This window comes from Sphingomonas sp. PP-CE-1A-559 (genome assembly GCF_004340965.1).
Lineage (GTDB): Bacteria > Pseudomonadota > Alphaproteobacteria > Sphingomonadales > Sphingomonadaceae > Sphingomonas.
Genome location: NZ_SLYA01000004.1, coordinates 39459 through 60340, shown reverse-complemented (window position 1 = coordinate 60340; position 20882 = coordinate 39459). Strand labels below are relative to the sequence as shown.

Annotated in this window: 20 protein-coding genes; 14 read left to right on the top strand and 6 right to left on the bottom strand. The window is 65.6% G+C overall.

Going from position 1 to position 20882, the window contains the following annotated elements; translation table 11 throughout:
* Nucleotides 1-54: 54 nt before the first annotated feature.
* From C8J42_RS13815 to C8J42_RS13785, 7 genes are all read left to right on the top strand, one after another.
* A complete protein-coding gene (locus tag C8J42_RS13815) occupies nucleotides 55-933 on the top strand; it encodes a cytochrome ubiquinol oxidase subunit II (protein ID WP_133020538.1) in 879 nt (292 codons plus the stop codon).
* The gene (locus C8J42_RS13810; protein ID WP_133020537.1) at nucleotides 930-3029 is read left to right on the top strand and encodes a cbb3-type cytochrome c oxidase subunit I; all 2100 of its coding nucleotides are present in this window, start codon (nucleotides 930-932) and stop codon (nucleotides 3027-3029) included. The genes C8J42_RS13815 and C8J42_RS13810 overlap by 4 nt, the downstream gene beginning before the upstream one ends.
* Nucleotides 3026-3652, top strand: a complete 627-nt coding sequence (locus tag C8J42_RS13805; protein ID WP_133020536.1) for a cytochrome c oxidase subunit 3 — start codon at nucleotides 3026-3028, stop codon at nucleotides 3650-3652. Before C8J42_RS13810 ends, C8J42_RS13805 begins: the two co-directional genes overlap by 4 nt.
* Nucleotides 3649-3954, top strand: a complete 306-nt coding sequence (locus tag C8J42_RS13800; protein ID WP_133020535.1) for a cytochrome C oxidase subunit IV family protein — start codon at nucleotides 3649-3651, stop codon at nucleotides 3952-3954. Before C8J42_RS13805 ends, C8J42_RS13800 begins: the two co-directional genes overlap by 4 nt.
* A 100-nt stretch (nucleotides 3955-4054) precedes the next feature.
* Nucleotides 4055-4243: a hypothetical protein gene (locus tag C8J42_RS13795; RefSeq protein WP_133020534.1), complete on the top strand. Its 189-nt coding sequence runs from the start codon at nucleotides 4055-4057 to the stop codon at nucleotides 4241-4243.
* 40 nt (nucleotides 4244-4283) lie between these two features.
* Nucleotides 4284-4643 carry a hypothetical protein gene (locus tag C8J42_RS13790; RefSeq protein WP_133020533.1) on the top strand — a complete coding sequence of 120 codons (360 nt, stop codon included), beginning with the start codon at nucleotides 4284-4286 and terminating at the stop codon, nucleotides 4641-4643.
* A gap of 148 nt (nucleotides 4644-4791) precedes the next feature.
* Nucleotides 4792-4995, top strand: coding sequence for a DUF5818 domain-containing protein (locus tag C8J42_RS13785; protein WP_120301000.1), 204 nt, complete (start codon nucleotides 4792-4794; stop codon nucleotides 4993-4995).
* A gap of 262 nt (nucleotides 4996-5257) precedes the next feature.
* Here the strand turns inward: C8J42_RS13785 and rpsU are convergent, their stop codons facing one another.
* Together rpsU and C8J42_RS13775 are read right to left on the bottom strand one after the other, a co-directional pair.
* Nucleotides 5258-5458, bottom strand: coding sequence for a 30S ribosomal protein S21 (rpsU, locus tag C8J42_RS13780; protein WP_031393196.1), 201 nt, complete (start codon nucleotides 5456-5458; stop codon nucleotides 5258-5260).
* Nucleotides 5459-5603: 145 nt separating this feature from the next.
* Nucleotides 5604-8582 (bottom strand): TonB-dependent receptor, encoded by a 2979-nt coding sequence (locus tag C8J42_RS13775; RefSeq protein ID WP_243644422.1) that lies wholly within the window; start codon nucleotides 8580-8582, stop codon nucleotides 5604-5606.
* Nucleotides 8583-8949: 367 nt separating this feature from the next.
* Between C8J42_RS13775 and rhmD the strand changes: the two genes are divergently transcribed.
* The 7 genes from rhmD to C8J42_RS13740 all read left to right on the top strand — a co-directional run bounded on the left by rhmD (nucleotide 8950) and on the right by C8J42_RS13740 (nucleotide 15877).
* Nucleotides 8950-10134: an L-rhamnonate dehydratase gene (rhmD, locus tag C8J42_RS13770; protein ID WP_056065412.1), complete on the top strand. Its 1185-nt coding sequence runs from the start codon at nucleotides 8950-8952 to the stop codon at nucleotides 10132-10134.
* A gap of 43 nt (nucleotides 10135-10177) precedes the next feature.
* Complete coding sequence (locus C8J42_RS13765) at nucleotides 10178-11035, top strand: fumarylacetoacetate hydrolase family protein (protein ID WP_133020532.1); 858 nt, start codon at nucleotides 10178-10180, stop codon at nucleotides 11033-11035.
* Nucleotides 11032-11781 carry an SDR family NAD(P)-dependent oxidoreductase gene (locus C8J42_RS13760; protein WP_133020531.1) on the top strand — a complete coding sequence of 250 codons (750 nt, stop codon included), beginning with the start codon at nucleotides 11032-11034 and terminating at the stop codon, nucleotides 11779-11781. The genes C8J42_RS13765 and C8J42_RS13760 overlap by 4 nt, the downstream gene beginning before the upstream one ends.
* A gap of 214 nt (nucleotides 11782-11995) precedes the next feature.
* Complete coding sequence (locus C8J42_RS13755; protein WP_133020530.1) at nucleotides 11996-12898, top strand: amidohydrolase family protein; 903 nt, start codon at nucleotides 11996-11998, stop codon at nucleotides 12896-12898.
* Nucleotides 12895-13962 (top strand): L-rhamnose/proton symporter RhaT, encoded by a 1068-nt coding sequence (gene rhaT, locus C8J42_RS13750; RefSeq protein ID WP_133020529.1) that lies wholly within the window; start codon nucleotides 12895-12897, stop codon nucleotides 13960-13962. The genes C8J42_RS13755 and rhaT overlap by 4 nt, the downstream gene beginning before the upstream one ends.
* On the top strand, nucleotides 13959-15041 hold the full coding sequence (locus tag C8J42_RS13745) for a glycoside hydrolase family 43 protein (protein ID WP_133020528.1): 1083 nt from the start codon (nucleotides 13959-13961) through the stop codon (nucleotides 15039-15041). The genes rhaT and C8J42_RS13745 overlap by 4 nt, the downstream gene beginning before the upstream one ends.
* Entirely contained in the window at nucleotides 15041-15877 is an 837-nt protein-coding gene (locus C8J42_RS13740) for an alpha/beta hydrolase (RefSeq protein WP_133020527.1), read from the top strand. Before C8J42_RS13745 ends, C8J42_RS13740 begins: the two co-directional genes overlap by 1 nt.
* On the opposite strand, the gene C8J42_RS13735 is transcribed toward C8J42_RS13740, so the two are convergent.
* Genes C8J42_RS13735 through C8J42_RS13725 form a run of 4 tightly spaced genes read right to left on the bottom strand, consistent with a single transcriptional unit; the run spans nucleotide 15874 to nucleotide 20867 of the window.
* Nucleotides 15874-16674, bottom strand: coding sequence for a glycoside hydrolase family 43 (locus C8J42_RS13735; RefSeq protein ID WP_243644420.1), 801 nt, complete (start codon nucleotides 16672-16674; stop codon nucleotides 15874-15876). The two genes, C8J42_RS13740 and C8J42_RS13735, sit on opposite strands and share 4 nt — an antisense overlap.
* Nucleotides 16629-16832 carry a hypothetical protein gene (locus C8J42_RS20495; RefSeq protein WP_243644418.1) on the bottom strand — a complete coding sequence of 68 codons (204 nt, stop codon included), beginning with the start codon at nucleotides 16830-16832 and terminating at the stop codon, nucleotides 16629-16631. The genes C8J42_RS13735 and C8J42_RS20495 overlap by 46 nt, the downstream gene beginning before the upstream one ends.
* Nucleotides 16829-18340, bottom strand: a complete 1512-nt coding sequence (locus tag C8J42_RS13730) for an MFS transporter (protein WP_133020695.1) — start codon at nucleotides 18338-18340, stop codon at nucleotides 16829-16831. Before C8J42_RS13730 ends, C8J42_RS20495 begins: the two co-directional genes overlap by 4 nt.
* Nucleotides 18341-18362: 22 nt before the next feature.
* A complete protein-coding gene (locus tag C8J42_RS13725) occupies nucleotides 18363-20867 on the bottom strand; it encodes a glycosyl hydrolase 115 family protein (RefSeq protein WP_243644417.1) in 2505 nt (834 codons plus the stop codon).
* Nucleotides 20868-20882: the final 15 nt, after the last annotated feature.

The following is a 20882-nucleotide window of genomic DNA, read 5'->3' as shown; positions in this document are numbered from 1 at the left end:
ACGCAGCCGGCGCGAAACCGTTCCTGGGCGCGGGCGGTGCGACAAGGGGGCCAGGTGTTCGTTCGATTGAAGTGGAGACTATCGCGGTTGGCGCCGCTCTCGATCCTGATGGGGCTAGGGGGCTGCACAGCGCTGTCGCACGGGTTCTTCAACCCGCAGGGGCCGGTGGCAGGGCACGAGCGCGACCTGTTCGTCACCGTGTCGATCGTGCTGCTGTTCGTCGCCGGACCGGTGCTGCTGCTGACGCCGCTGTTCGCATGGCACTACCGGCTGTCCAACCGCGGCGACGCGTACCGGCCTAAGTGGAATTTCTCGTGGTGGGTCGAGGGGCTGATCTGGATCCCGCCTGCCGGGATCGTCATCGGGCTTGCGGTACTGCTGTGGCACTGGACGCAGATCGACGATCCGTATCGGCGGTTGCCCGGCGCGGCGCCGGTCGAGGTGCAGGCGATCGCGCTCGATTGGAAATGGGTGTTCGTCTATCCCGACCTCGGCGTCGCGTCGGTCGATCGGCTGACCATTCCCGCCGGGCGCCCGGTACATATCAAGCTGACCAGCGGCACGGTGATGCAGTCGATGCTGATCCCGCAACTCGCCGGGCAGATCTATGCGATGGGCGGCATGACGACCGAGCTGAACATCCAGGCGCACCGGCCGGGACGGTTCCGCGGCGAAAACACGCAGTATAACGGCGCCGGCTTCCAGCAGCAGAAGTTCGACGTCGTTGCGGTGTCGCCGGCCGACTATGATCGCTGGGCGGCTGCTGCACGTCGCGGTAGTCGCACGCTCGATGCGCAGACGTGGCGGCGGCTATCCGCGCGGTCGATCATCACCCGGCCCGTCGAGTTCGCGCATGTCACGCCGAACCTGTTCGAGCACGTCGTCGCCGCGACTGGCGGCATGACCCATTCTCCCCAGAAAGCCGTTCGATGACCGTTTCCGTTCCCCTCTGGCCAGCGGTGCTCGGCCGGTTCGGCTGGCAGGACCTGCCGTTCGTGCGCGCCTGGGAGAACCCGACGATCAGCGAGATCATCGGCGCGTTCGCGGGTGCGCTGGTGGTGGTCGGCGCGGTCGTCGTCGCGGCGCTGCTGACGCGCTACGGCAAATGGCGGTATCTGTGGACCGAGTGGCTCACCAGCCTCGACCACAAGAAGATCGGCATCATGTATATCGTCGTCGCGTTCGTGATGCTGCCGCGTGCGCTGGTCGAGGCGGTGCTGATGCGGATGCAACAGGCGGTCGCGATCGAGAATCCTGGCTTCCTGTCGCCCGATCATTTCGGCCAGCTATTCTCGACGCATGGCTCGATCATGATCTTCTTCATGGCGATGCCGTTCCTGACGGGGATGATCAACTATGTCCTGCCGCTCCAGATCGGCGCGCGCGACATGGCGTTTCCCTGGGCCAATTCGATCGCGCTGTGGCTGACGATCGGTGCCGCGGGGTTGATGATGGCGAGCCTCGTCGTCGGTGAATTCTCGACCGGTGGATGGAGCGGCTACCCGCCCTATACAGAGCGCGCGTTCAGCCCCGGTGTCGGTGTCGATTATTGGATATGGGCGGTGACATTGGGGTCGATCGGCTCGACGATGGCGGGGATCAACATCGCCTGCACCGTCTACAAGCTGCGTGCGCCGGGGATGCGGTTCATGCGGATGCAGATGTTCGCATGGACCAGCCTGTGCACGTCGATCCTGATGATCTTCGCGATGCCGCCGCTGACCGTCGCCACGCTGCTGCTCGCGCTCGACCGCTATCTGGGGTTCCATTTCTTCACCAACGACCTTGGTGGCAACATGATGAACTACGCCAACATGTTCTGGCTGTTCGGTCATCCCGAGGTCTACATCCTTATCCTGCCCGCGTTCGGCGTGTATTCGGAGGTCGTGTCGACCTTCTCGACCAAGGATCTGTACGGCTACACCTCGCTGGTGATCGCGACGATGGCGATCGCGGTGCTGAGCTTCACCGTGTGGGTCCATCATTTCTTCACGATGGGGCAGTCGGCCAACGTCAACGCGGCGTTCGGGATCGCGACGATGACGATCGGCGTGCCGACCGGCGTGAAGATCTACGACTGGATCTGGACGATGTTTCGCGGCGAGGTGCGCTTTACCGTGCCGATGCTCTACGCGCTCGCGTTCATGATGACGTTCGTGCTGGGCGGCTTCACCGGCATCATCCTGGCAATGCCGCCGCTCGATTACCTCGTCCACAACACGCTGTTCCTGGTCGCGCATTTCCACAACATGCTGATCCCGGGGCTGCTGTACGGGATGCTGGCGGGCTATCATTACTGGTTCCCCAAGGCGTTCGGTTTCCGCCTCGACGAGCGCTGGGGGCGGATCGCGTTCACTTGCTGGGTGGTCGGCTTCTACCTCGCCTTTTTCCCCTTGTACGTGCTCGGCGCGAGCGGGATGGCGCGGCGGACGCAGGCGATCTTCGAACCGTCGTTCCGGCCCTGGCTGTACGTCGCCGGCGTCGGCGCGTTCGTCCTGTTGGCGGCACTGACGTCGCTCGGCATCCAGTTGTGGGTGAGCATCCGCGACCGTGCCAAGACACGCGTGGAAGCGGGCGACCCGTGGGATGGCCGTGGGCTCGAATGGTCGGTCAGCGCCCCGCCGCCCGAATACAACTTTGCGGTCCTGCCGCTGATCGACGGGCGCAACCCGTTCTACGATCACAAGCATGACGAGGGCCAGCCAGACCCTTACGCCTCGCCAGTGGCTTACGAGGATATCGTCGTGCCGAAGGGCAGCGCGACCAGCGTCGTGATCGGTCTCACCGCCGCGGTCGCGGCGTTCGGCCTGATCTGGGAGATCTGGGGGCTGACCATCGTCGCGCTGCAGGTGATCGTCGCGGCGGTCGTGCTGCGTAGCTTCGGTCGCGACCAGCACCGGACCATTCCCGCTGCAGAGGTCGCGCGCGAGCACGAAGCCTGGCTTACGCGCGTCCGGGCGACGCCCGCGATTCCGCGGCAACTGGAGACCGCCGCGGTCAATCGTGGCCTTGCGGAGATCGTGGCATGAGCGAACCCGAACTGTCGCATGCCGGCCTCAACCTTGGCGACACCGGCGCGCTGACGCAGGACCAGGCGGAGAACGCGATCTTCGGCTTCTGGATCTTTCTCATGAGCGACGCAGTGATCTTCGCGCTGCTGTTCGCGACCTATGGCACGATGATCGGCAGCACCGTCGGCGGCCCGACGCCTGCCTCCGAATTCAAGCTGCTGCCGGCGTTCGTCGAGACCCTGTTGCTGCTGACGAGCAGCGCGACGTTCGGCCGCGCGACGATCGCGATGAAGTACGACGAACCGCGCCGCGTGCTGTTCGGCTGGCTCGGTGCGACGCTCGGCCTCGGCCTCGTCTTCCTCGCGCTCGAGGCGAACGACTTCGCGACGATGTTCGCGCACGGTGCCTATCCGATGCGCAGCGGCTTCCTGTCGTCGTTCTTCGCGCTGGTCGGGCTGCACGGGCTGCATGTCGCGGTCGCGTGCTTCTGGCTGGTCGTGATGGTCGCCCAGGTCTGCGCCTATGGCCTTGATGCGCGCGTGAGGATCAACCTGTTGCGGCTGGGGCTGTTCTGGCACCTGCTCGACATCGTCTGGATCGCGATCTTCTCGGTCGTCTATCTGCAAGGGAATATCGGATGAGCGACCGGACCCGCGAACTCAGGACCTATGCGGTCGGCTACGGCCTGTCGCTCGCGCTGACGGTGGCAGCCTTCGCGGTGGTCCGCTGGCCGTCGTTCGGTGCGCGCGCGATCTTCGGGACCGTGCTGGCGCTGGGGCTGGTGCAGATGGCGGTGCAGTTCCGCTGCTTCCTCCACATCAGCCTTAAGCGCTCGTCGCGTCACGACCTGCAACTGATCCTGTTCTCCGCGCTCATCATCGCGCTGATGGTATCGGGAACGCTGGTGATCCTGTTCAACTTGCGCGGGCGGATGATGGGGTGAGGGCGGGCGACTGCGTAGCGGGGTGAACCGAACGAGGGCCCGCAGCGTTTGAACGGCAGCCGACACGCGCGACGTGCGCGGCGCAGTAGGAGAGTAGAGCGTGGCGCAATCACCGTTCCTGAACGATCCGCGGGAACAGCTGGCCCGGCATATCGCTGCGGCGGTCGCCTCGCCGATCAACGAAGTCCGCGCGATGCACATCAGGGCGGCGGAGCATCTGTCCGAACTGGCGAAGGAAAACTGCCTGCCGGCGCGCTCGGGCAAGACGAAGACGGCGAAAGACGCCTAGAGGTTTCGGACCGTATCGACCTGTCGGCGAATCGACGACGATGACATCGATCGGCTGGATGCCGGCGGCTCGGCGAGCCTGTGAGAATTTTCGCGCCGCGACCGCCGGTTCGCGCAACGCGAGGCACTCCGTCTATATCGTGCTGCTGCATGACTCGCGGTTTCCGGAGCGCTGGGGACTGTATGTCGGGCAGACGTCGCGTGATCCGGACTGGCGGTTCGATCAGCACAAGCTGGGGTACAAGGCCAGCGGTGCGGTCAGGAGGTTCGGGGTGCATCTGCTGCCCGAGTTCGTCGAACATCTGAACCCTATGCAGCAATGGGAGTCGCTGGAACTCGAAGCCGCGCTCGCCGATGCGTTTCGAGAGGCGGGCGTTCCGTGGGTCGAGGGCGGCCATTAGCGCACGACCGGCATCGGTGCGGGGCCTATCGTTCGATGCAGTGATCGACCTGGTCGTTGGGGCAGAGAAATAATATGCGGCGTAACTGCGTGGAAACGCCTCGCTTCTTGGGATACGCGCTATCCCGATCAACGGGAATGGCACACGCATGACGACAATCGGGACAGTAATCGACGAGACCGGGATGCTGCTTCGCGATGGCGGTGCATTCTATCTGCGTCGGGACATCGGCGGTCGCTATCAGCTCGAGCTGCACCGCGTACCGGTCGATCTCGTCGAGAAACGGGTGCGCGTGCGCGGTACGCTCGTCGGCGCCGACTTGGTCAACGCGGACGGTGTCGCCCCGGAATAGACGCATCAAGGTACGGATGGCGGCGTGAGGCCTCGGCCGGAGCCGGGACGGGCTCAACTGCCAAAGTCGTTAGGCAACCGTGATCGTCAGCAGCGATGATGCTGCTGTGAACTCACAGTTGCGTCGGCAGGATGTCGGGATCGATTGGATCCCCGATGTCGCGAATCGATCGGCCAGTGCCGCAGGCGCCATTCCGGAACGGCGCATGATGTCGGACCGGGTCTTGCACGAGCATTATCGTGCAAGCCCGGTCCGGGAACGATCAGTTATCGCGCTCGGCGCGCTTGCGATCGGCCTTGCGTGCACGGCTGACAGCGGCAGCATGCTCGCGGGCACGCTTTTCCGACGGCTTCTCGTAATGACGACGAAGCTTCATCTCGCGGTACACGCCTTCGCGCTGCAGCTTCTTCTTCAAGGCGCGGAGGGCCTGGTCGACGTTATTGTCGCGAACGATTATTTGCATGCTATCTAGGGCTCTCGGCTATCGTGACGGTCTTTCGAATCAACGCCCGCTTTATGAGCGACGCGACAGGAAGCCAAGTCCCTATCGGTCTGGACGACCACGCGGCCGTCGTTGAAGGGAATTTTTCGCCTGTTTGGGTCGATCGTCACAGCTTGAAGTTGACGCCGAACGTCACCGTGCGACCGATCCGGGTCTGGAACAACGTGTCCTGGCGGACGCTGTCGGTATAAAGCCGGTTCTGTTCGTCGGTCAGGTTGGTCCCTTCGAGGATGAGCTTCACGGTGTCCGTGACCGCGAACGAGGCGGAGGCGTCGACGAACAGCGTGCTGTCGTTGCCCTGGAGATCGCTGCCGGGGGAGGCGGGGATGCCGCGGATGAAGCCGTCGCGGTAATTGGCGGTGCCACGGATGCTGAACTTGCTGTCCTCGTAATAGAGCGTGCCCGATGCGGTGTTCTTCGACAGGCCGATCAGGTTGGCGGTGGTCGTGACGGTTGGCACGCCGTTCACGCTGGCGAGGATATAGTCGATCCGCGAGGTGACGTGCGTGTAGTTCGCCAGCGCGCCGAAGTTCTTGAGGAACCCAGGCAGGAAGGTGAACGGCACCTGCGCGTTGACCTCGACGCCCTTCAACGGGCCACCTGGCGTGTTGAGCGGCTGCGCGATCGTGAACTGTTCGCTCGGCAACGTGTTGCTGCCCGCGAGAAGTTCGTTCGGCAGGCCGAGATCGCTGAACGGGATGAGCGTGTTGACGCTCTGAACGTAGGATTTCAGATCCTTGTAGAAGAACGCGGCGGACAGCAGCGCGCCGGGGCGGAAATACCACTCGATCGCCGCATCGAAGGTGTTGGCGCGGATCGGATCGAGTTGCGGGTTCTGTACGCTGCCGTTGCGCGTGATCGCGTTGACGCCGCTGGTGGGAGTCAGCACGCCGAGCTCCGGTCGGGCGAGCACCTTCGCGCCCGAGAAGCGGAACAGCAGGTCTTCGATCGGCTCGATCACGAGGTTACCGGAGGGCAGCCAGTCGCTGTAGCGCTTGTTCGCGGTGGCGAACCGTCCGGTCACGCCTGTCGGCGAGCCTGCGAGCGCGACCGAGATGAAGCCCGACGACAGCTGGTCGGTGTGGACGAAGCGGACGCCCGCATCGCCGCGGACGCCGATGCCGCCGAGCCGGTCGCCGAGATCGAACGCCGCCATCGCATAGGCCGACGAGACTTCCTCGAGGACGCGGCTGGACTGCGCGCCGCATTCGGTGCCGCAATAGCGGACCGCATCCAGGTTGAACGTGCTGATCAACTTGTCTGGATCGAGCGAAGCCCAGCTCGACGGCGCGCCATTGCCCCAGAGATTGCCGACGCCGCTGATCTGGTGCGTGATGTCGGCGAGCGTGGTGCCGGCGGGCAGCGCCCTGGTAAGCGTGTCCGCAGTGTACGGAATGACGTTGCGCAATGTGAAATCGCTGCGGCGATATTGGCCGCCCGCCTTCAGCGTCAGCACGTCGGCGACCTTCCAATGCAGGTTCGTTTCCGCGGTCAGTCCGTTGTTGGTGTTCGTCGAGGGACGCGCCTGGAAGCTGTAGCCGCCGCGCACTGTGCCATCGGCAAGCGCAGGTCCGTAATTGAAGCGGGTCGGATCGGACACGTCGAAACCGAAGCCAAGCTTCGGCGTATCGTTGCCGTCGCGGTAGTCGATCGAGAAATTGGGCGTGTCGATCGCGTCCATGAAATACTGGAAGCGTCGCTTGCCGAACGCCTTGGCCTGGTTGAGTCCGAACAGCGCGGTGATCCCGAAGCTGTCGGTGAAGTCGTGCTTGATGTTGAGATTGGCCTGCTTGAACGTCGACGTGAAATCGTCGACCAGCCCTTCGGAGCGAACGTCGACGCCGTCGAACAGGCCGTAGATCAGGCCGCCTTGCGGTGTCAGCTGGACGTCCTTGATCGACATCACTGGCTGGCCGTTGTTCGCGGCCGAGCGCGCGAACGAGATCGCCTCGATGTAATTGTCCCGGCGCACGACGTGGAAGCGCGAATAGAGCAGGTCGAGCGAAATATCGGTCGCCGCGTCAGGCTGGAACTGGAAGCTGAGCGTGCCACCGAGCCGCTTCTGCTTCTGCTCCGAATTCAGATAGCGCGGGATGCGCGGGAAGAACGCGCCGCTGCCGGCGGTGTTGGGCAGGTCGGGGCGGCGCGCGGCGAGCACCGTGTTGAACGCCGCCGACGTGCTGGTGCGTGGCGTTCCGGGATAGCAGTTCGCGGCATCGGCCCCCTTGCTGCCGATCGCCGGCGTGGCGGGCGCGAAGCCGACCGGCGAACAGAACAGCCCGTTGGTATTGGCGGACAGGATGTCGACCGCGGAATAGCCCACTTCGCGGATGTCGCGTTCCTGATAGGCGACCGAGCCGAGGAGGCCGAACCGCCCGTCGTCGAACTTCTTGGCGATCAGCAGCGAAGCGCGCGGGTTCACCTTCTTCGCCAGTTCGCTGTAGACGCCGCGGACGGTCGCGCTGAGGGTGAAGTCCTGCTTGCCCGCCAGCGGTTTCGGCGCGGACAGGTCGACGGTCGCGCCGAGCGAGCCTTCCTCGACATCGGCCGAGGGCGTCTTGCGAACCGCGAGCGACGAGAAGATCTCGGTCGGGAAAACGTTGAAATCGAAACTGCGGCCGTTGTTGCCGCCGCCATAGATGTCGGACGATCCGGTCTGCGACGTGCCTTCCATACCGTTGATGCGGACGCGGGTAAATGCGGCGCCCAGCCCGCGGACCGAGATGTTGCGGCCCTCGCCACCGTCGCCGCGGGCAAGCGCGACGCCGGGAATGCGCTGCATCGATTCGGCCAAGTTCGAGTCGGGGAACTTGCCGATGTCCTCCGCGACGATGCTGTCGATGGCCGCGGTTTCGTTGCGCTTCTGGTTTATCGCGGTGGTGAGCGACGCGCGGAAACCCGTGACGATGATGTCATCGGTCTGGACTACGTCGGCGGGCGTCGCGGGTTCGGGGGGAGTCTCCGCAGTTGTCGTCGTCGGCGGGGCTGCCTGCTGAGCCGTGGCGGTGGTCGCAACCCCGGCAGAGAGCAGCGCGAGCATCGATGTGCCGCTACGAATGCAGGCCGTGAGACGTAAACCGTTCATTGGTATCCCCCCTTTGCGCAGAACCACTCTTTGGTGATTTACCACATTGTAAGATGGCTAATCATATATCATCGATTTATGGCCGTGTCAGGCCCTTTTTCCGTGGGGTGGTCGGATGCGTGCCGGTCCGCAGACATGCACGAGGGAATTCCAGTATCAGTTCAAGTCTGCGTTTGACGCGGACATTCTCATCAAGTAATCATTCGTCTCACAAAATGAGATGATGCAAATCATCGGGTGAGACGTGGATGTGCTGCGTTGCCGGGTCGAAACAGACCGGGCGGGCAGGACGCGGACATCGTTCGATGGTGTGTGCGACGCGCCTCCGGTGGGGCGCGGGGGATGAGGAGCGTTGAGCGTGGCGATTGTGACTTTGCCGAAGATCAAGCACGTCCGGGCGTTCGTCGTCCGTGGTGGTGGGGCGGACTATCACGACCAGGGCGCGGGGCACTGGATCGATGACCACATCGCGACGCCGATGAGCCGCTATCCCGAGTACCGCCAGTCGCGCCAGAGCTTCGGGATCAACGTGCTCGGTACGCTGGTCGTCGAGATCGAGGCGGAGGACGGCACGGTCGGCTTCGCGGTCACTACCGGCGGCGAGCCCGCGGCGTTCATCGTCGAGAAGCACCTCGCGCGCTTCCTCGAAGGGCGCTCGCCGACCGAATACGAGAAGATCTGGGACCAGATGTACTTCTCGACGCAATATTACGGCCGCAAGGGGCTGGTCGTGAACGCGATCTCCGGCGTCGATCTCGCTTTGTGGGATCTGCTCGGCAAGCTGCGGCAGGAGCCGGTCTATCACCTGCTCGGCGGCGCGGTGCGCGACGAACTGCAATTCTATGCGACCGGCGCACGGCCCGACGTCGCCAAGGAACTCGGCTTCATCGGTGGCAAGATGCCGCTCCACCACGGCCCCGCCGAGGGCGCTGAGGGGATGAAGAAGAACATCGCGATGATCGCCGACATGCGCGAGAAATGCGGTCCCGATTTCTGGCTGATGCTCGATTGCTGGATGGCGCTCGACGTCGACTACGCCACGCGGCTTGCGATCGCGGCGCACGAGCATGGTCTGAAGTGGATCGAGGAAGCGATCAGCCCCGACGATTACTGGGGCTATGCCGAACTGAAGCGCAACGTGCCCAAGGGCATGCTGGTCACCACCGGCGAGCATGAGGCGACGCGCTGGGGCTTCCGGATGCTGCTCGAGATGGACTGCTGCGACATCATCCAGCCCGATGTCGGCTGGTGCGGTGGCGTCACCGAACTGCTCAAGATCAGCGCGCTGGCCGATGCGCATGGCAAGATGGTCGTGCCGCACGGGTCGTCGGTCTACAGCTATCACTTCGTCATCACGCGCCACAATTCGCCGTTCGCCGAGTTCCTGATGATGCATCCGGGACCGACCGAGGTGGTGCCGATGTTCCACCCGCAGCTGCTGGGTGAGCCCGTGCCGCAGAACGGCCGGATGAAGGCGAGCGCGCTCGATGCGCCGGGATTCGGCGTCACGCTCAACCCCGAGATCGCGATGCACCGCCCGTACACGCATTGATCCAGTCTCTCTTTTCGCCATTCTCTTTTCCGAAAGTCCCCTCATGAAACTCTGCCGCTACGGCCAACCCGGTCAGGAAAAGCCCGGCATCGTCGATGCCGACGGTGCGATCCGCGACCTGTCGGGCGTGATCGACGATCTCAGCGTCGCAACGCTGGCGCAGGCGCTCGCGGCCGATCCCGCGTCGCTGCCGGTCGTCGACGGTACGCCGCGCTACGGCGTCCCGATCAAGGGCATCGGCAAGATCGTCGCGATCGGCCTCAACTACCGCGATCACGCGATTGAATCCGGCCTGCCGATCCCCACCGAGCCGATGATGTTCATGAAGCCGCTGTCCAGCCTCAGCGGCCCCAACGACGACGTCGTCCTGCCGCGCGATTCGACGCATGGCGACTGGGAGGTCGAGCTTGGCGTGATCATCGGCAAGACGTGCCGCTACGTCTCGGAGGAAGATGCACTCGACAAGGTCGCGGGCTATGTCCTCGCCAACGACGTGTCGGAGCGCTTCAACCAGAAGCAGCGCGGGTCGCAGTGGAGCAAGGGCAAGGGGCATGACACCTTCTGCCCGGTCGGCCCGTGGCTGGTAACGCCCGACGAGATCGGCGATGCGCAGGACCTCGACATGCATCTCGACGTCAACGGTGTGCGGATGCAGACCGGCAACACCAAGACGATGATCTTCAAACTGAAACAGCTGATCGCGTACGTCAGCGAATATATCACGCTGTATCCCGGCGACCTGCTGATCACCGGCACGCCGCCGGGCGTCGGCGAGGGCAAGAAGCCGGAGTCGATCTTCCTGAAGGCCGGCGACGTGATGGAACTCGGCATTGTCGGGCTCGGCACGCAGCGCCAGTCGGTCGTCGAATGGCGCCATTTAGGTGAAGGTTCGATCGCATGACGATCTATGGGGGGCGGTTTGCCGGTCGCTGCGCGATCGTCACCGGCGGCGCGTCGGGGCTCGGCAAGGATGTCGCCAAGCGGATCGTCGCGGAGGGCGGCAGCGTCGTGCTGTGGGATCTCGATGCCGCCAAGCTCGCGGTCGCGAAGGGCGAGGTCGGTGCGGCGCACGTTGTCGCGCTCGACGTGTCCGACGTCGACGCGGTTGTCGCGGCGGCGGACGAGAGCGCGGCCGTGCTCGGCAAGGTCGACATCCTGATCTGTTCGGCGGGGATCACCGGGGCGACAGCACCGGTCCACGAATACCCGCTCGACAGCTGGAAGCGCGTCGTCGACATCAATCTGAACGGGCTGTTCTATTGCTGCCGGACGGTCGTGCCGCTGATGTTGGCGAACGGTTATGGCCGGATCGTCAACGTGTCGTCGGTGGCGGGCAAGGAGGGGAACCCCAACGCGTCCGCCTATTCGGCGACCAAGGCGGCGGTGATCGGCCTGACCAAGAGTCTCGGCAAGGAACTCGCGGGCAAGGGCATCATCGCCAACGCGCTGACCCCGGCGACGTTCGAGAGCCCGATCCTCGAGCAGCTGCCCGCGAGCCAGGTCGAATATATGCGTTCGAAGATCCCGATGGGGCGGCTCGGCGAAATCCCGGAATCGACCGCGATGGTGTGCTTCATGGCGTCGGAGGAGTGCAGCTTCACGACGGCGTCGACGTTCGACACGTCAGGGGGAAGAACGACGTTCTAGACAACGTCAATCCTCCCCCGCCAGGGGGAGGTGGCGCCAAAGGCGACGGAGGGGGCGGACACGCCACCGCAGTTATCCCTTACCGCCCCCTCCGTCTGGCAAGTGCCAGCCACCTCCCCCTGGCGGGGGAGGATCATTCAGACGCTATTCCGCCATCCCCAGCAAAGCCGCCCGACACGAGGCGCATGCCAATAATATCCCAGGAGAGAAGGCGATGATCCCGTTCGTAGACGCGCATATCCACCTGTGGGACCTGAGCCACATCCGCTACCCGTGGTTGTCGCCGCCGTTCGCCGATGACGGCCCCAACGGTAGCGTCGAGCCGATCGCGTGCGACTTCGAGATCGCCGAGTACCGCGCGGCGCTCGCGCGGTGGAATGTCGTCGGCGCGGTCCATGTCGACGCGGGTGCGGACCCGGTGCAGGCGCTCGACGAGACACGCTGGCTGGACGGGATCGCCGCCGAGCACGGCTTGCCCAACGCGATCGTCGCCTACGCACCGCTGGACGATGCCGACGTCGAGACGCACCTCGCCGCGCAGGCTGCATTCCCCCAAGTCCGGGGCATTCGCCAGATCGTCAACTGGCACGCCGATCCGGCTCGCAGCTACACGGCGCGCGACCTCACGCAGGATGCCCAGTGGCAGGCGGGCTACGCGCTGCTGCGTACGCACGCGCTCTCGTTCGACCTGCAATGCTATCCAGCGCAGATGCCGGGCCTCGCACCGCTGATCGCGCGTCATGCCGACGTCCCGGTGATCATCAACCATCTCGGCATGCCCGTGCTTACCGATCCCGATGGCATCGCGGAATGGCGCGACGGCCTGCGCGCGCTCGCGGCACTACCGCATGTCGCGATCAAGCTGTCGGGGCTAGGCTTCATCGCGCGCGACTGGACGCCGGAGAGCGTGCGGCCCTTCCTGCTCGAAGCGATCGACCTGTTCGGCACCGAACGCTGCCTGTTCGCCAGCGACGCGCCGACCGACATGCTGTTCGCGCCGATCGATCGCTACCTCGAAACCTATCACGCGCTGGTCGCGGACTTCGCCGAAGACGAACGCAGCGCGCTGTTCGGCGGCAATGCGAACCGGATCTACCGGCTGGGTCTCGACCTTTGAACCCGTTGCTCGGAGTCCTGTATCACTGGCTCGGCGGGCTCGCGTCGGCGAGCTTCTACGTCCCCTATCGCGGGGTGAAGCGCTGGTCGTGGGAGATCTACTGGCTGACCGGCGGCGTCGTGTCGTGGCTGGTCGCACCGTGGTTCTTCGCCAGCCTCCAGACGCAGGACCTGCTCGGCGTGCTCGGGCGCGCACCGGACGGCGCGTTCTGGTGGCCGGTGATGTTCGGCTTGCTGTGGGGGTTCGGCGGGCTCGGCTACGGGCTCGTCATGCGGTATCTCGGGCTGTCGCTTGGCATGGCCGTCGTACTCGGATTGTGCACCGTATTCGGCACGCTGATCCCGCCGGCGTTCACGGGTGAGTTCCACGAAAAGCTGATCGCGACCACCTCCGGCAACATCGTCCTCGCCGGTATCGGCTTGACGCTGGCCGGTATCGTCGTCGTCGCAATCGCGGGCGCGATGAAGGATGCGCTGCTGACCCCGGAGCAGAAGCTGGCGGTCGTCGCCGAGTTCGATTTCCGCAAGGGCATCGTCGTCGCGATCGGCGCGGGGATCATGTCCGCGTGCTTCGCCTTCGGGCTGGCCGCAGGCGAGCCGATCAAGGCGCTGTCGGCGACCGCGGGGACCGGGCCGCTCTGGACCGGGCTCCCCGTGTTGTGCCTCATCATGGCCGGTGGGCTCGTCACCAACGGCGCCTGGTGCGCGTGGTTGATCGTCAGGAACCGCAGCGGACCGCAATGGCTTGGCCGCACGACCGACGGCGCCCGTCCGCCGCTTCTGCGCAACTACGCACTGAGCGCACTCGCGGGGGTGACGTGGTATTTCCAGTTCTTCTTCTACACGATGGGGGAGAGCCAGATGGGACGCCTCGGCTTCTCGAGCTGGACGCTGCACATGGCGAGCATCATCATTTTCGGCACGCTGTGGGGCTTTGCGTTCCGCGAGTGGAAGGACGCCGGCGCGCGGATCAAGGCGGTGGTCTGGGCGGGCGTCGCGCTGCTCCTGATCGCGACCGTGGTGATCGGCTATGGCAACAGCATCGCGGTGGAGACCGTCGCATGACCCGGATCGCGCACCTGATCGCCGCCAGCCTGCTGGCACTTGCGGGGGCCGCACCCGCAACCCCGCCACGCGAGCCCGACGCACCGCTGGTGATGACCGCGATGCACCTCCACGATCCGTGGATCGTCGCCGACAAGGCCAGCCGCACCTATTACCTCTTCACCCGCAACGAGGTCGCGATGACCGGCGACTCGCGGCTGGGCACGATGATGTATGCGAGCCGCGACCTGAAGCACTGGACCAAGCCCAAGCTGGTGTTCGTGTTGCCCGGCGACGTCTGGGCCAAGGCGGGAAGCTGGGCGCCGGAAGTGCACCGCTGGAAGAACCGCTGGTACCTTTTCGTTACCTTCCACGATCCCGCGTCGCCGCTGACGCCCAACGGCAAGCGCGCGACCTATCGCCGCGGCACAGTGCTCGCGGTCGCGGACAAGATCGACGGGCCTTACGCATTGGTTCGGGGCGGCGAGCCGATCGTGTCGAAGGACCAGATGTCGCTCGACGGCACACTGTACGTCGACCCGAAGGGCAAGCCGTGGCTCGTCTACGCGCACGAATGGTGGCAGACGACGATCGGCACGATGGAAGCCGTGCCGCTGAACGACGACCTGTCTGCGGCGGGCTCGGCGAAGCGCCTGTTCAGTGCGAACGACGCCGCGTGGGTGGTCGGCCAGAAGCAGCCCGATGGCGACACGGTCTATGTCACCGACGGTCCCGAACTGTACCGCAGCAAGACCGGTGCATTGCTGATGCTGTGGTCGAGCTATGGCAAGAAGGGCTATGTCGAGGGGCAGGCGCGATCGCGATCGGGGGGCATCGAAGGTCCGTGGGAGCAACTCGGTCCGCTCGTCGAACGCGACAGCGGCCACGGCATGCTGTTCCGTACGTTCGACGGCCGGCTGATGATGATCCTCCACCGCCCGTTCAACTTCGCGCTCGGCAAACTGTACGAGATGCGTGACGAGGGGGACCGGCTGGCGGTGGTACGCGAGGCGACCGAACTCGACGGCGAGGCGTATCCGACGCATCCCTGCACGCCGGGGCACTCGTCGTTCGACAACGCTAAACCGGGGTGTTCGTGATGCTGGGTGCAGATGATGTGTGGCCGCTGTGGGCGGACGAGCCCGCGGTGACGTTCGAGGATCTCTCGGTCGCGGCCGAGGTTGCGGTCGTGACGGCGGTCGACCAGCCGGTGCTGCTCGGGTTTCGTGCCGCCAAGCCCAACGGCCGGGCGATGCTCGTGCTTGGCGGCGGTGGCTACACGCAGTTGATGGCGGGCAGGGAAGGGGTGCAGGTCGCGGCCTGGCTGACGGGGCTCGGCTATCATGCGTTCGTCCTGATCCACCGCTTCCCCAATGCTGCCAACGGTATTGCCGCACCGCTCGACGACGCGCGTAAGGCGATGCGGATGATCCGTGGAAGCGGTCTCGCACTGGCGGGGCTCGGCGTGGTCGGACTATCGTCTGGCGGTCATCTGGCTGCATGCCTCGCCGCGGCGTATCCGGACGAATGGACGGCGCCGGTATCGCGTCATCCCGACGCGCCGACGCGGCCCGACGTGATGGTCATGGGGTATGCCCCGATCTCCACCAACGCGGCGGGGCGGACGATCATCGTCGACAAGCCGCCTCTGCCGCCGGTCGAGAAGCAGGCGATGTACGATCGGCTGCAACCCGATGCGCAACTTCTGCCGTCGCCGCCGCCTGCTTTCATCGTCTATGCCGGCAACGACCCCGTCGTTCCGGCCGAGAACGCCCGCCGGCTCCACACGGCGTGGCAGGATGCCGGCGGTGCAGCCGAACTCCACGTCTTCGCCGACGCGCCGCATGGTTTTGCGCTCGATACGCAGGGTCTCCCCGTCTCGATCTGGCCGGCGCTGTGCGAGGCGTGGCTGCGGCAGGTCGGCTTTCTCGACTAGCGGCGTGCGAGCCGGATCACGGTCGGCGCGTCGCGGTCCACCGTGAGGATGCCCTCGATTTCCTTCAGTTCGGCAATCTGGAGCACGCTGCGGCGGTGCCATTCGGGATCGCGCGTGGACTGTGGTTCGCCGGACTGCTGGACGAAATAGACGATGTACGCGCGATCTCCCGCGACGATCACATCGGGATGCTGCCCTTTGGCGCGATCGGTTTCGGCGTGGCCCGGCGTCGCGAGCAGATAATCAGGTTGCCGCGTCCAGTGCTCGCCATCCGTCGAGCGCATCGCCAGCAATCCCTTCCACGCATCGGAGATCAGCCACCACCGGCCCTTCCAGCGGAACGCCTTCGGTCCCTCGCCGGGCGTGTCGACGATCGTGCCCTTCACGCGCCAGTGCACCAGATCGTCGCTGTCGGCGTAGCGGATCGCCTTGTTCAGCCGCTCGTCGTTATACCAGAGTCGATAGCCGCCACCGGGCAGCGCCGCGACGCTCGCATCGATCACCCGGTCGGAGCCGAGCGACAGCCGCTCGCCGCAGGTCCAGCGCTTCAGGTCGCGCGAGGTCAGGTGGACGATGAACCGCGGAGCGTTCCAGTCGCGGAAGACGCCCGGCACGACGGTCAGCCACATATGCCACCGCCCTCCGAGATACTGGACATCGGGCGCCCACAGCGTCGCGCCGGTGCAGGACGCGGGGATCGCCGCGGTGCCGCCGTAGCGCCAGTGCACGCCGTCACGCGAGCGCGCGGTGCCTATCGCGGTACCATGCACCCAGCGCACGTCCTTCGCGTCGGCCATCGGCAGGCGCGGCGGTTGGTGTAGAACATCACCCATTCGCGGCGGGCCGCATCATAGACAGTCGAGGGATCGGCGGCGCCGTCGTGTACCGGATCGCGGAACAGAGGTTTCAGCGCAACCGGCGCGCCGGCGAGCAACGCGGCGGCGAACAGGATCACCGCGTGCCCGCCGCCGCGACGGGGTTGTTGCCCCACAGCTTATCGTAGGACCAGCCCGACAGATCCTCGACCACGCGCGCGTTGTCCGGCGTCGATGGAGTCCGCTCGCCGCGCCGCAGATGCTCGATCTCCTCCAGCAGGATCGCATGCGTGGCGGGCGTCAGCCGGAAACGCGTCGACACGAGCACCCCGAACACCAGCATCGCGATCGTCCCCGCGCCGAGCACCGCGACGATCGCGTAGATCGCCTGCGGGCTCTGCGCGGTTGCCTTCGAGACGAAGCCCGACGCCTGCATCACCTGCCCGACCAGGATCACCGCCAGCGCCTGGCTCATCTTGCGCACGAACGTCATCACGCCGGCGAACGCGCCCTCGCGACGACGCCCGGTGACGATCTCGTCGACGTCCGCCATATAGTTGTAGGTCGCCCACGGGATGTAGTTCAGCGCGCCGCGACCGAGCCCGGCGAACACCACCGGCAGCCAGAACAGCGCCGACGTCGCGGTATAACCCGCCGCGTACATCGCGAGGAAGATCACCACCCCGATCGCAAAGCTGAGTGCTGCAAACCGGTAGGCGGCGGCAGGCGACAGGCGCAGCGCGAAATTGATCGCCAGCACGACCGCGACGAGCTGGACGATGTACGTCACGCCAACCAGGTTCGCGACCACCGCGGTCGATCCGGCGAGCGCGAAGATCACGAAATAGGTGAACGCCGCATTGTAGATGTCCTGGCTGATGTACCCGCCCAGATACATGCCGAGATGCAGTCGGAACGCGCGGATCCGCAACGTCGAGAACAGGTTGCGGTACAGCGCCTTGAACGCCGCGCCGAGCGACGCCTTCTCGACGGCCTGGACCTCGTCGAGCCCCTCGGGCCGCTGCCGTTCCCAGCTGAACGCGTACAGTAATCCCGCGGCGCCCATGAACAGGACCGAGAAGATCATGCCCATATACAGATACGTGTCGGGCGAATCCGGGCCGAGATACGCGATCAGCCAGCCCGGCAGGAACGCCGCCGCGATCGCCGAGCACTGGCCGCACAGGATGCGCGCGCCGGCGAACTTCGCCTTGGTGCGGTAGTCGGTCGCCATTTCCGACGCGAGCGTCTCGTACGGGATGATCTCCATCGCGTAGACCATCTCGAACAGCACGTACGTCACGAGGTAATACCAGAAGCCCTGGCCTGCGACCCACATGATCGCGAACGACGGCAGCAGCGGGATCGCGGCGAGGATGAAGAACCGCCGCCGGCCGAACTTGCGCCCCAGCCAGCTCCGCCCGAGATTGTCCGACAGGTGGCCGATCGTCGGGCTGGTAAACGCATCGAGCACGCGCGCGACGCCGAAGATGATCGTCGCCTGCGCAGCGGACAGTCCGCAGAAGCTGGTGTAGAAAATCAGGATCCACGTGCTGATGACCGCCATCGACCCCGCGCCGAGCACGTCGTTCGATCCGTAGGCGAGCAGATTATACCAGCGTACCGGACGGGCAGGCGCGAGCGGCATTGCCCGACGGGCGGCGATCGGATCAGTGGCCATGCGAAAGTCCTTGGGTACCGGCGTTGGCTGAAGATGAGGCGGCTGGAGATGAGGCGGAAAGCGGATCGAAGCGCAGCGCGTCGAACACGATCGCCGAGTCGTCGATCCCGATCGTCACACTGTGACGTCCGGCCGCGAGCGGTGTCGGCAGCGCAAGATCGAGACGGTTGTCGAGCACCGCGAGCGCCCATGCCCGATCACCGGTCTTGCGCGGAACACCGACGCGAACGGGCGGCCTGCCGTCGATCGCGACCGATACCGCCAGGTCGGCGCTTTCGGTCGTAGGATAGGTCGGCAAGATTTCCGCTGCGAGCTGCCAGCGACCAGGCGGGAGCGTGACACTATACGACAGCGTTGCTGGCGCCGCCGCGGCTATCACTACACCGTTGCGGCCAAGGCCGTCGACCACGCGCCAGCCATTACGCGGGCTCTCCGAAGTCTCCGCCTCAACCACGATCGTCGAAGCCGGCAAAACTGCCCGGTTCCCCGGCGAAGGCCTGGGCCCAGTTGGCAAGGCTGAGGTAATGCTGGGCGGCGCGATCTCACCAGGGACGTTCCAACTGGGCCCCGGCCTCCGCCGGGGAGGAGAAGTTGGGACGGGCAGGATTGGAACCGACAAGCGGTAACGGCGCCATTGCCCGTCGGCGGGTTCGACGGCCATCATCCCCCGCCACTTCCCGCCCGCGATCTCATTATTGTAGCGGCGCGTCAGCGCGGTGATTTCAGCGTCCGCTGCGCGCGATCGCTCGCCGGCCACCGCCGCACCATCCGGATCGGTATCGCGCAGGCGGTCATGCGCCTCGGCATCGAACACGCGCGTGTTGGCGAGCGCCGCCGCAGTCACCGGATAGTCGACCAGCTCGAAGAACGCATCGCGACGGTTGAGCGCAACGCGCGGCGCGACCGAGCGGACGCGCGCGCGCAACGTATCGAAGGCGGCGAGGCGGGTTGCGATCTCGGCAGGGGCAAGCGGACTCGGCTTCGAAAGTTCGCCGGGCAGCCACCATTGCAGATGCTCGGGCCGGCGCTGGAAGTTCAGCCGGTGATGCTCGGCCATGATCGCGGCGATCTCCGGCGCGACATCGGCGCCGACCGTGCCCGCCGCCCAGTCCGTGACGACGGTATCGATCGGTTTGCCGCGCGTGCCCGGTACGTCCCACGCAAGCCGCAGGAAATAATCGATCGCGAGTTCCGCGGGCTTGAGGTCGCCGACATTGGCGACCCACATCCGCCGCGCACCCGCATCCCAGGCCCGCCCAAGTTCCTCGCGGATCAGCGCGGGCGGGGTGGTCGACAGCCAGAGATACGACAGCGGCGCGCCAAGATAGGACAAGTGATAATAGATGCCCGATCCGCCCAATCGCGCGCGTTCGGCGGCGTCGGGGACGTGGCGGATATAGCCGAAATTATCGTCGGGCCACATCAGCGTGACGTCATCGGGTACCTTCAGCCCGCCGCGATACACGTCGAGCACTTCCTTGTACGGCGAGAAGACCTGCGGGACGCGCGTGAGATCCCGGTTCACGCCGCGCGCCAGCATCGCGCGCTGGTCGGTGAATATGCGTTCGAGCAACGATCGGCGCGCGTCGTCGGTGGTCGGGCCGACGATCCCGCTGTCGTGGATCCCGCGCATCCCGAGCGTCCAGACGTTCTCGTACTGGCCGTTCGCCCTGACGCGTGTGCGCCAATAGTCGGCCACGCCGGCGGGGTTGGTCACATAGTTGAACTCGGCCGCCGGTGCCGTCCATTCGCCGACATTGTTGCGCAGCATCGGCTCGGCATGGCTCGATCCCATGACGATCGCATAGCGGTCGGCGAGGCGCGCATTCTCGGGGTTCGCGTTGAACGGCGCGGTGACCTTGTGCATCGCCGGCCAGACCATGTTCGCCTTCAGCCGCAGCATGAGCTCGAACAGTTTGGCATAGGTCTTCGGCCCGATCGTGCCGGCCTCGGGCTCGAACGTGCCCGCGGCCCAAGGTTGCAGCCCCCAATCCTCGTCGTTGAGGAAAATCCCGCGATACCGGACCGACGGCGGCCCGTAGCGGTGGAGACCGGTCGCCGCATAAATCGCGGCGTGATGCTCGGGCGTGGCGTCGGCCCACCAATGCCAGGGCGACACACCGATCGCGCGCGACAGCTCGTACGCGCCGAACGCGGTCCCGCGACGATCGCTGCCGACGATCACCAGCGCTGCCGGGATACCGGGTGCGGGGTTGGCGACGGTGGCGATCACGAAGCTCTCCCACGCGTCGCGCAGTTTCGAGACGTCGAGCGTGCCCCGCCGGACCAGCCGGTCAATCGCGGCGTTGCTGCCGAGCGTGCCGAGCCAGATCTGCGTGCCGTTGGCAGTCGTGGCACCCGTTACGCGCCGTATGTCACTCGTCAGGTCGGCGGCGGCGATCCGGACGACCTCGTGGTCACCCGGCGCCGTCACCACGCGCGCGATGCCTTGCGCGTCCGCCAGTGCGAGACCCGCCCCGGGCTCGAACGACACAAGACGTGCGACCGG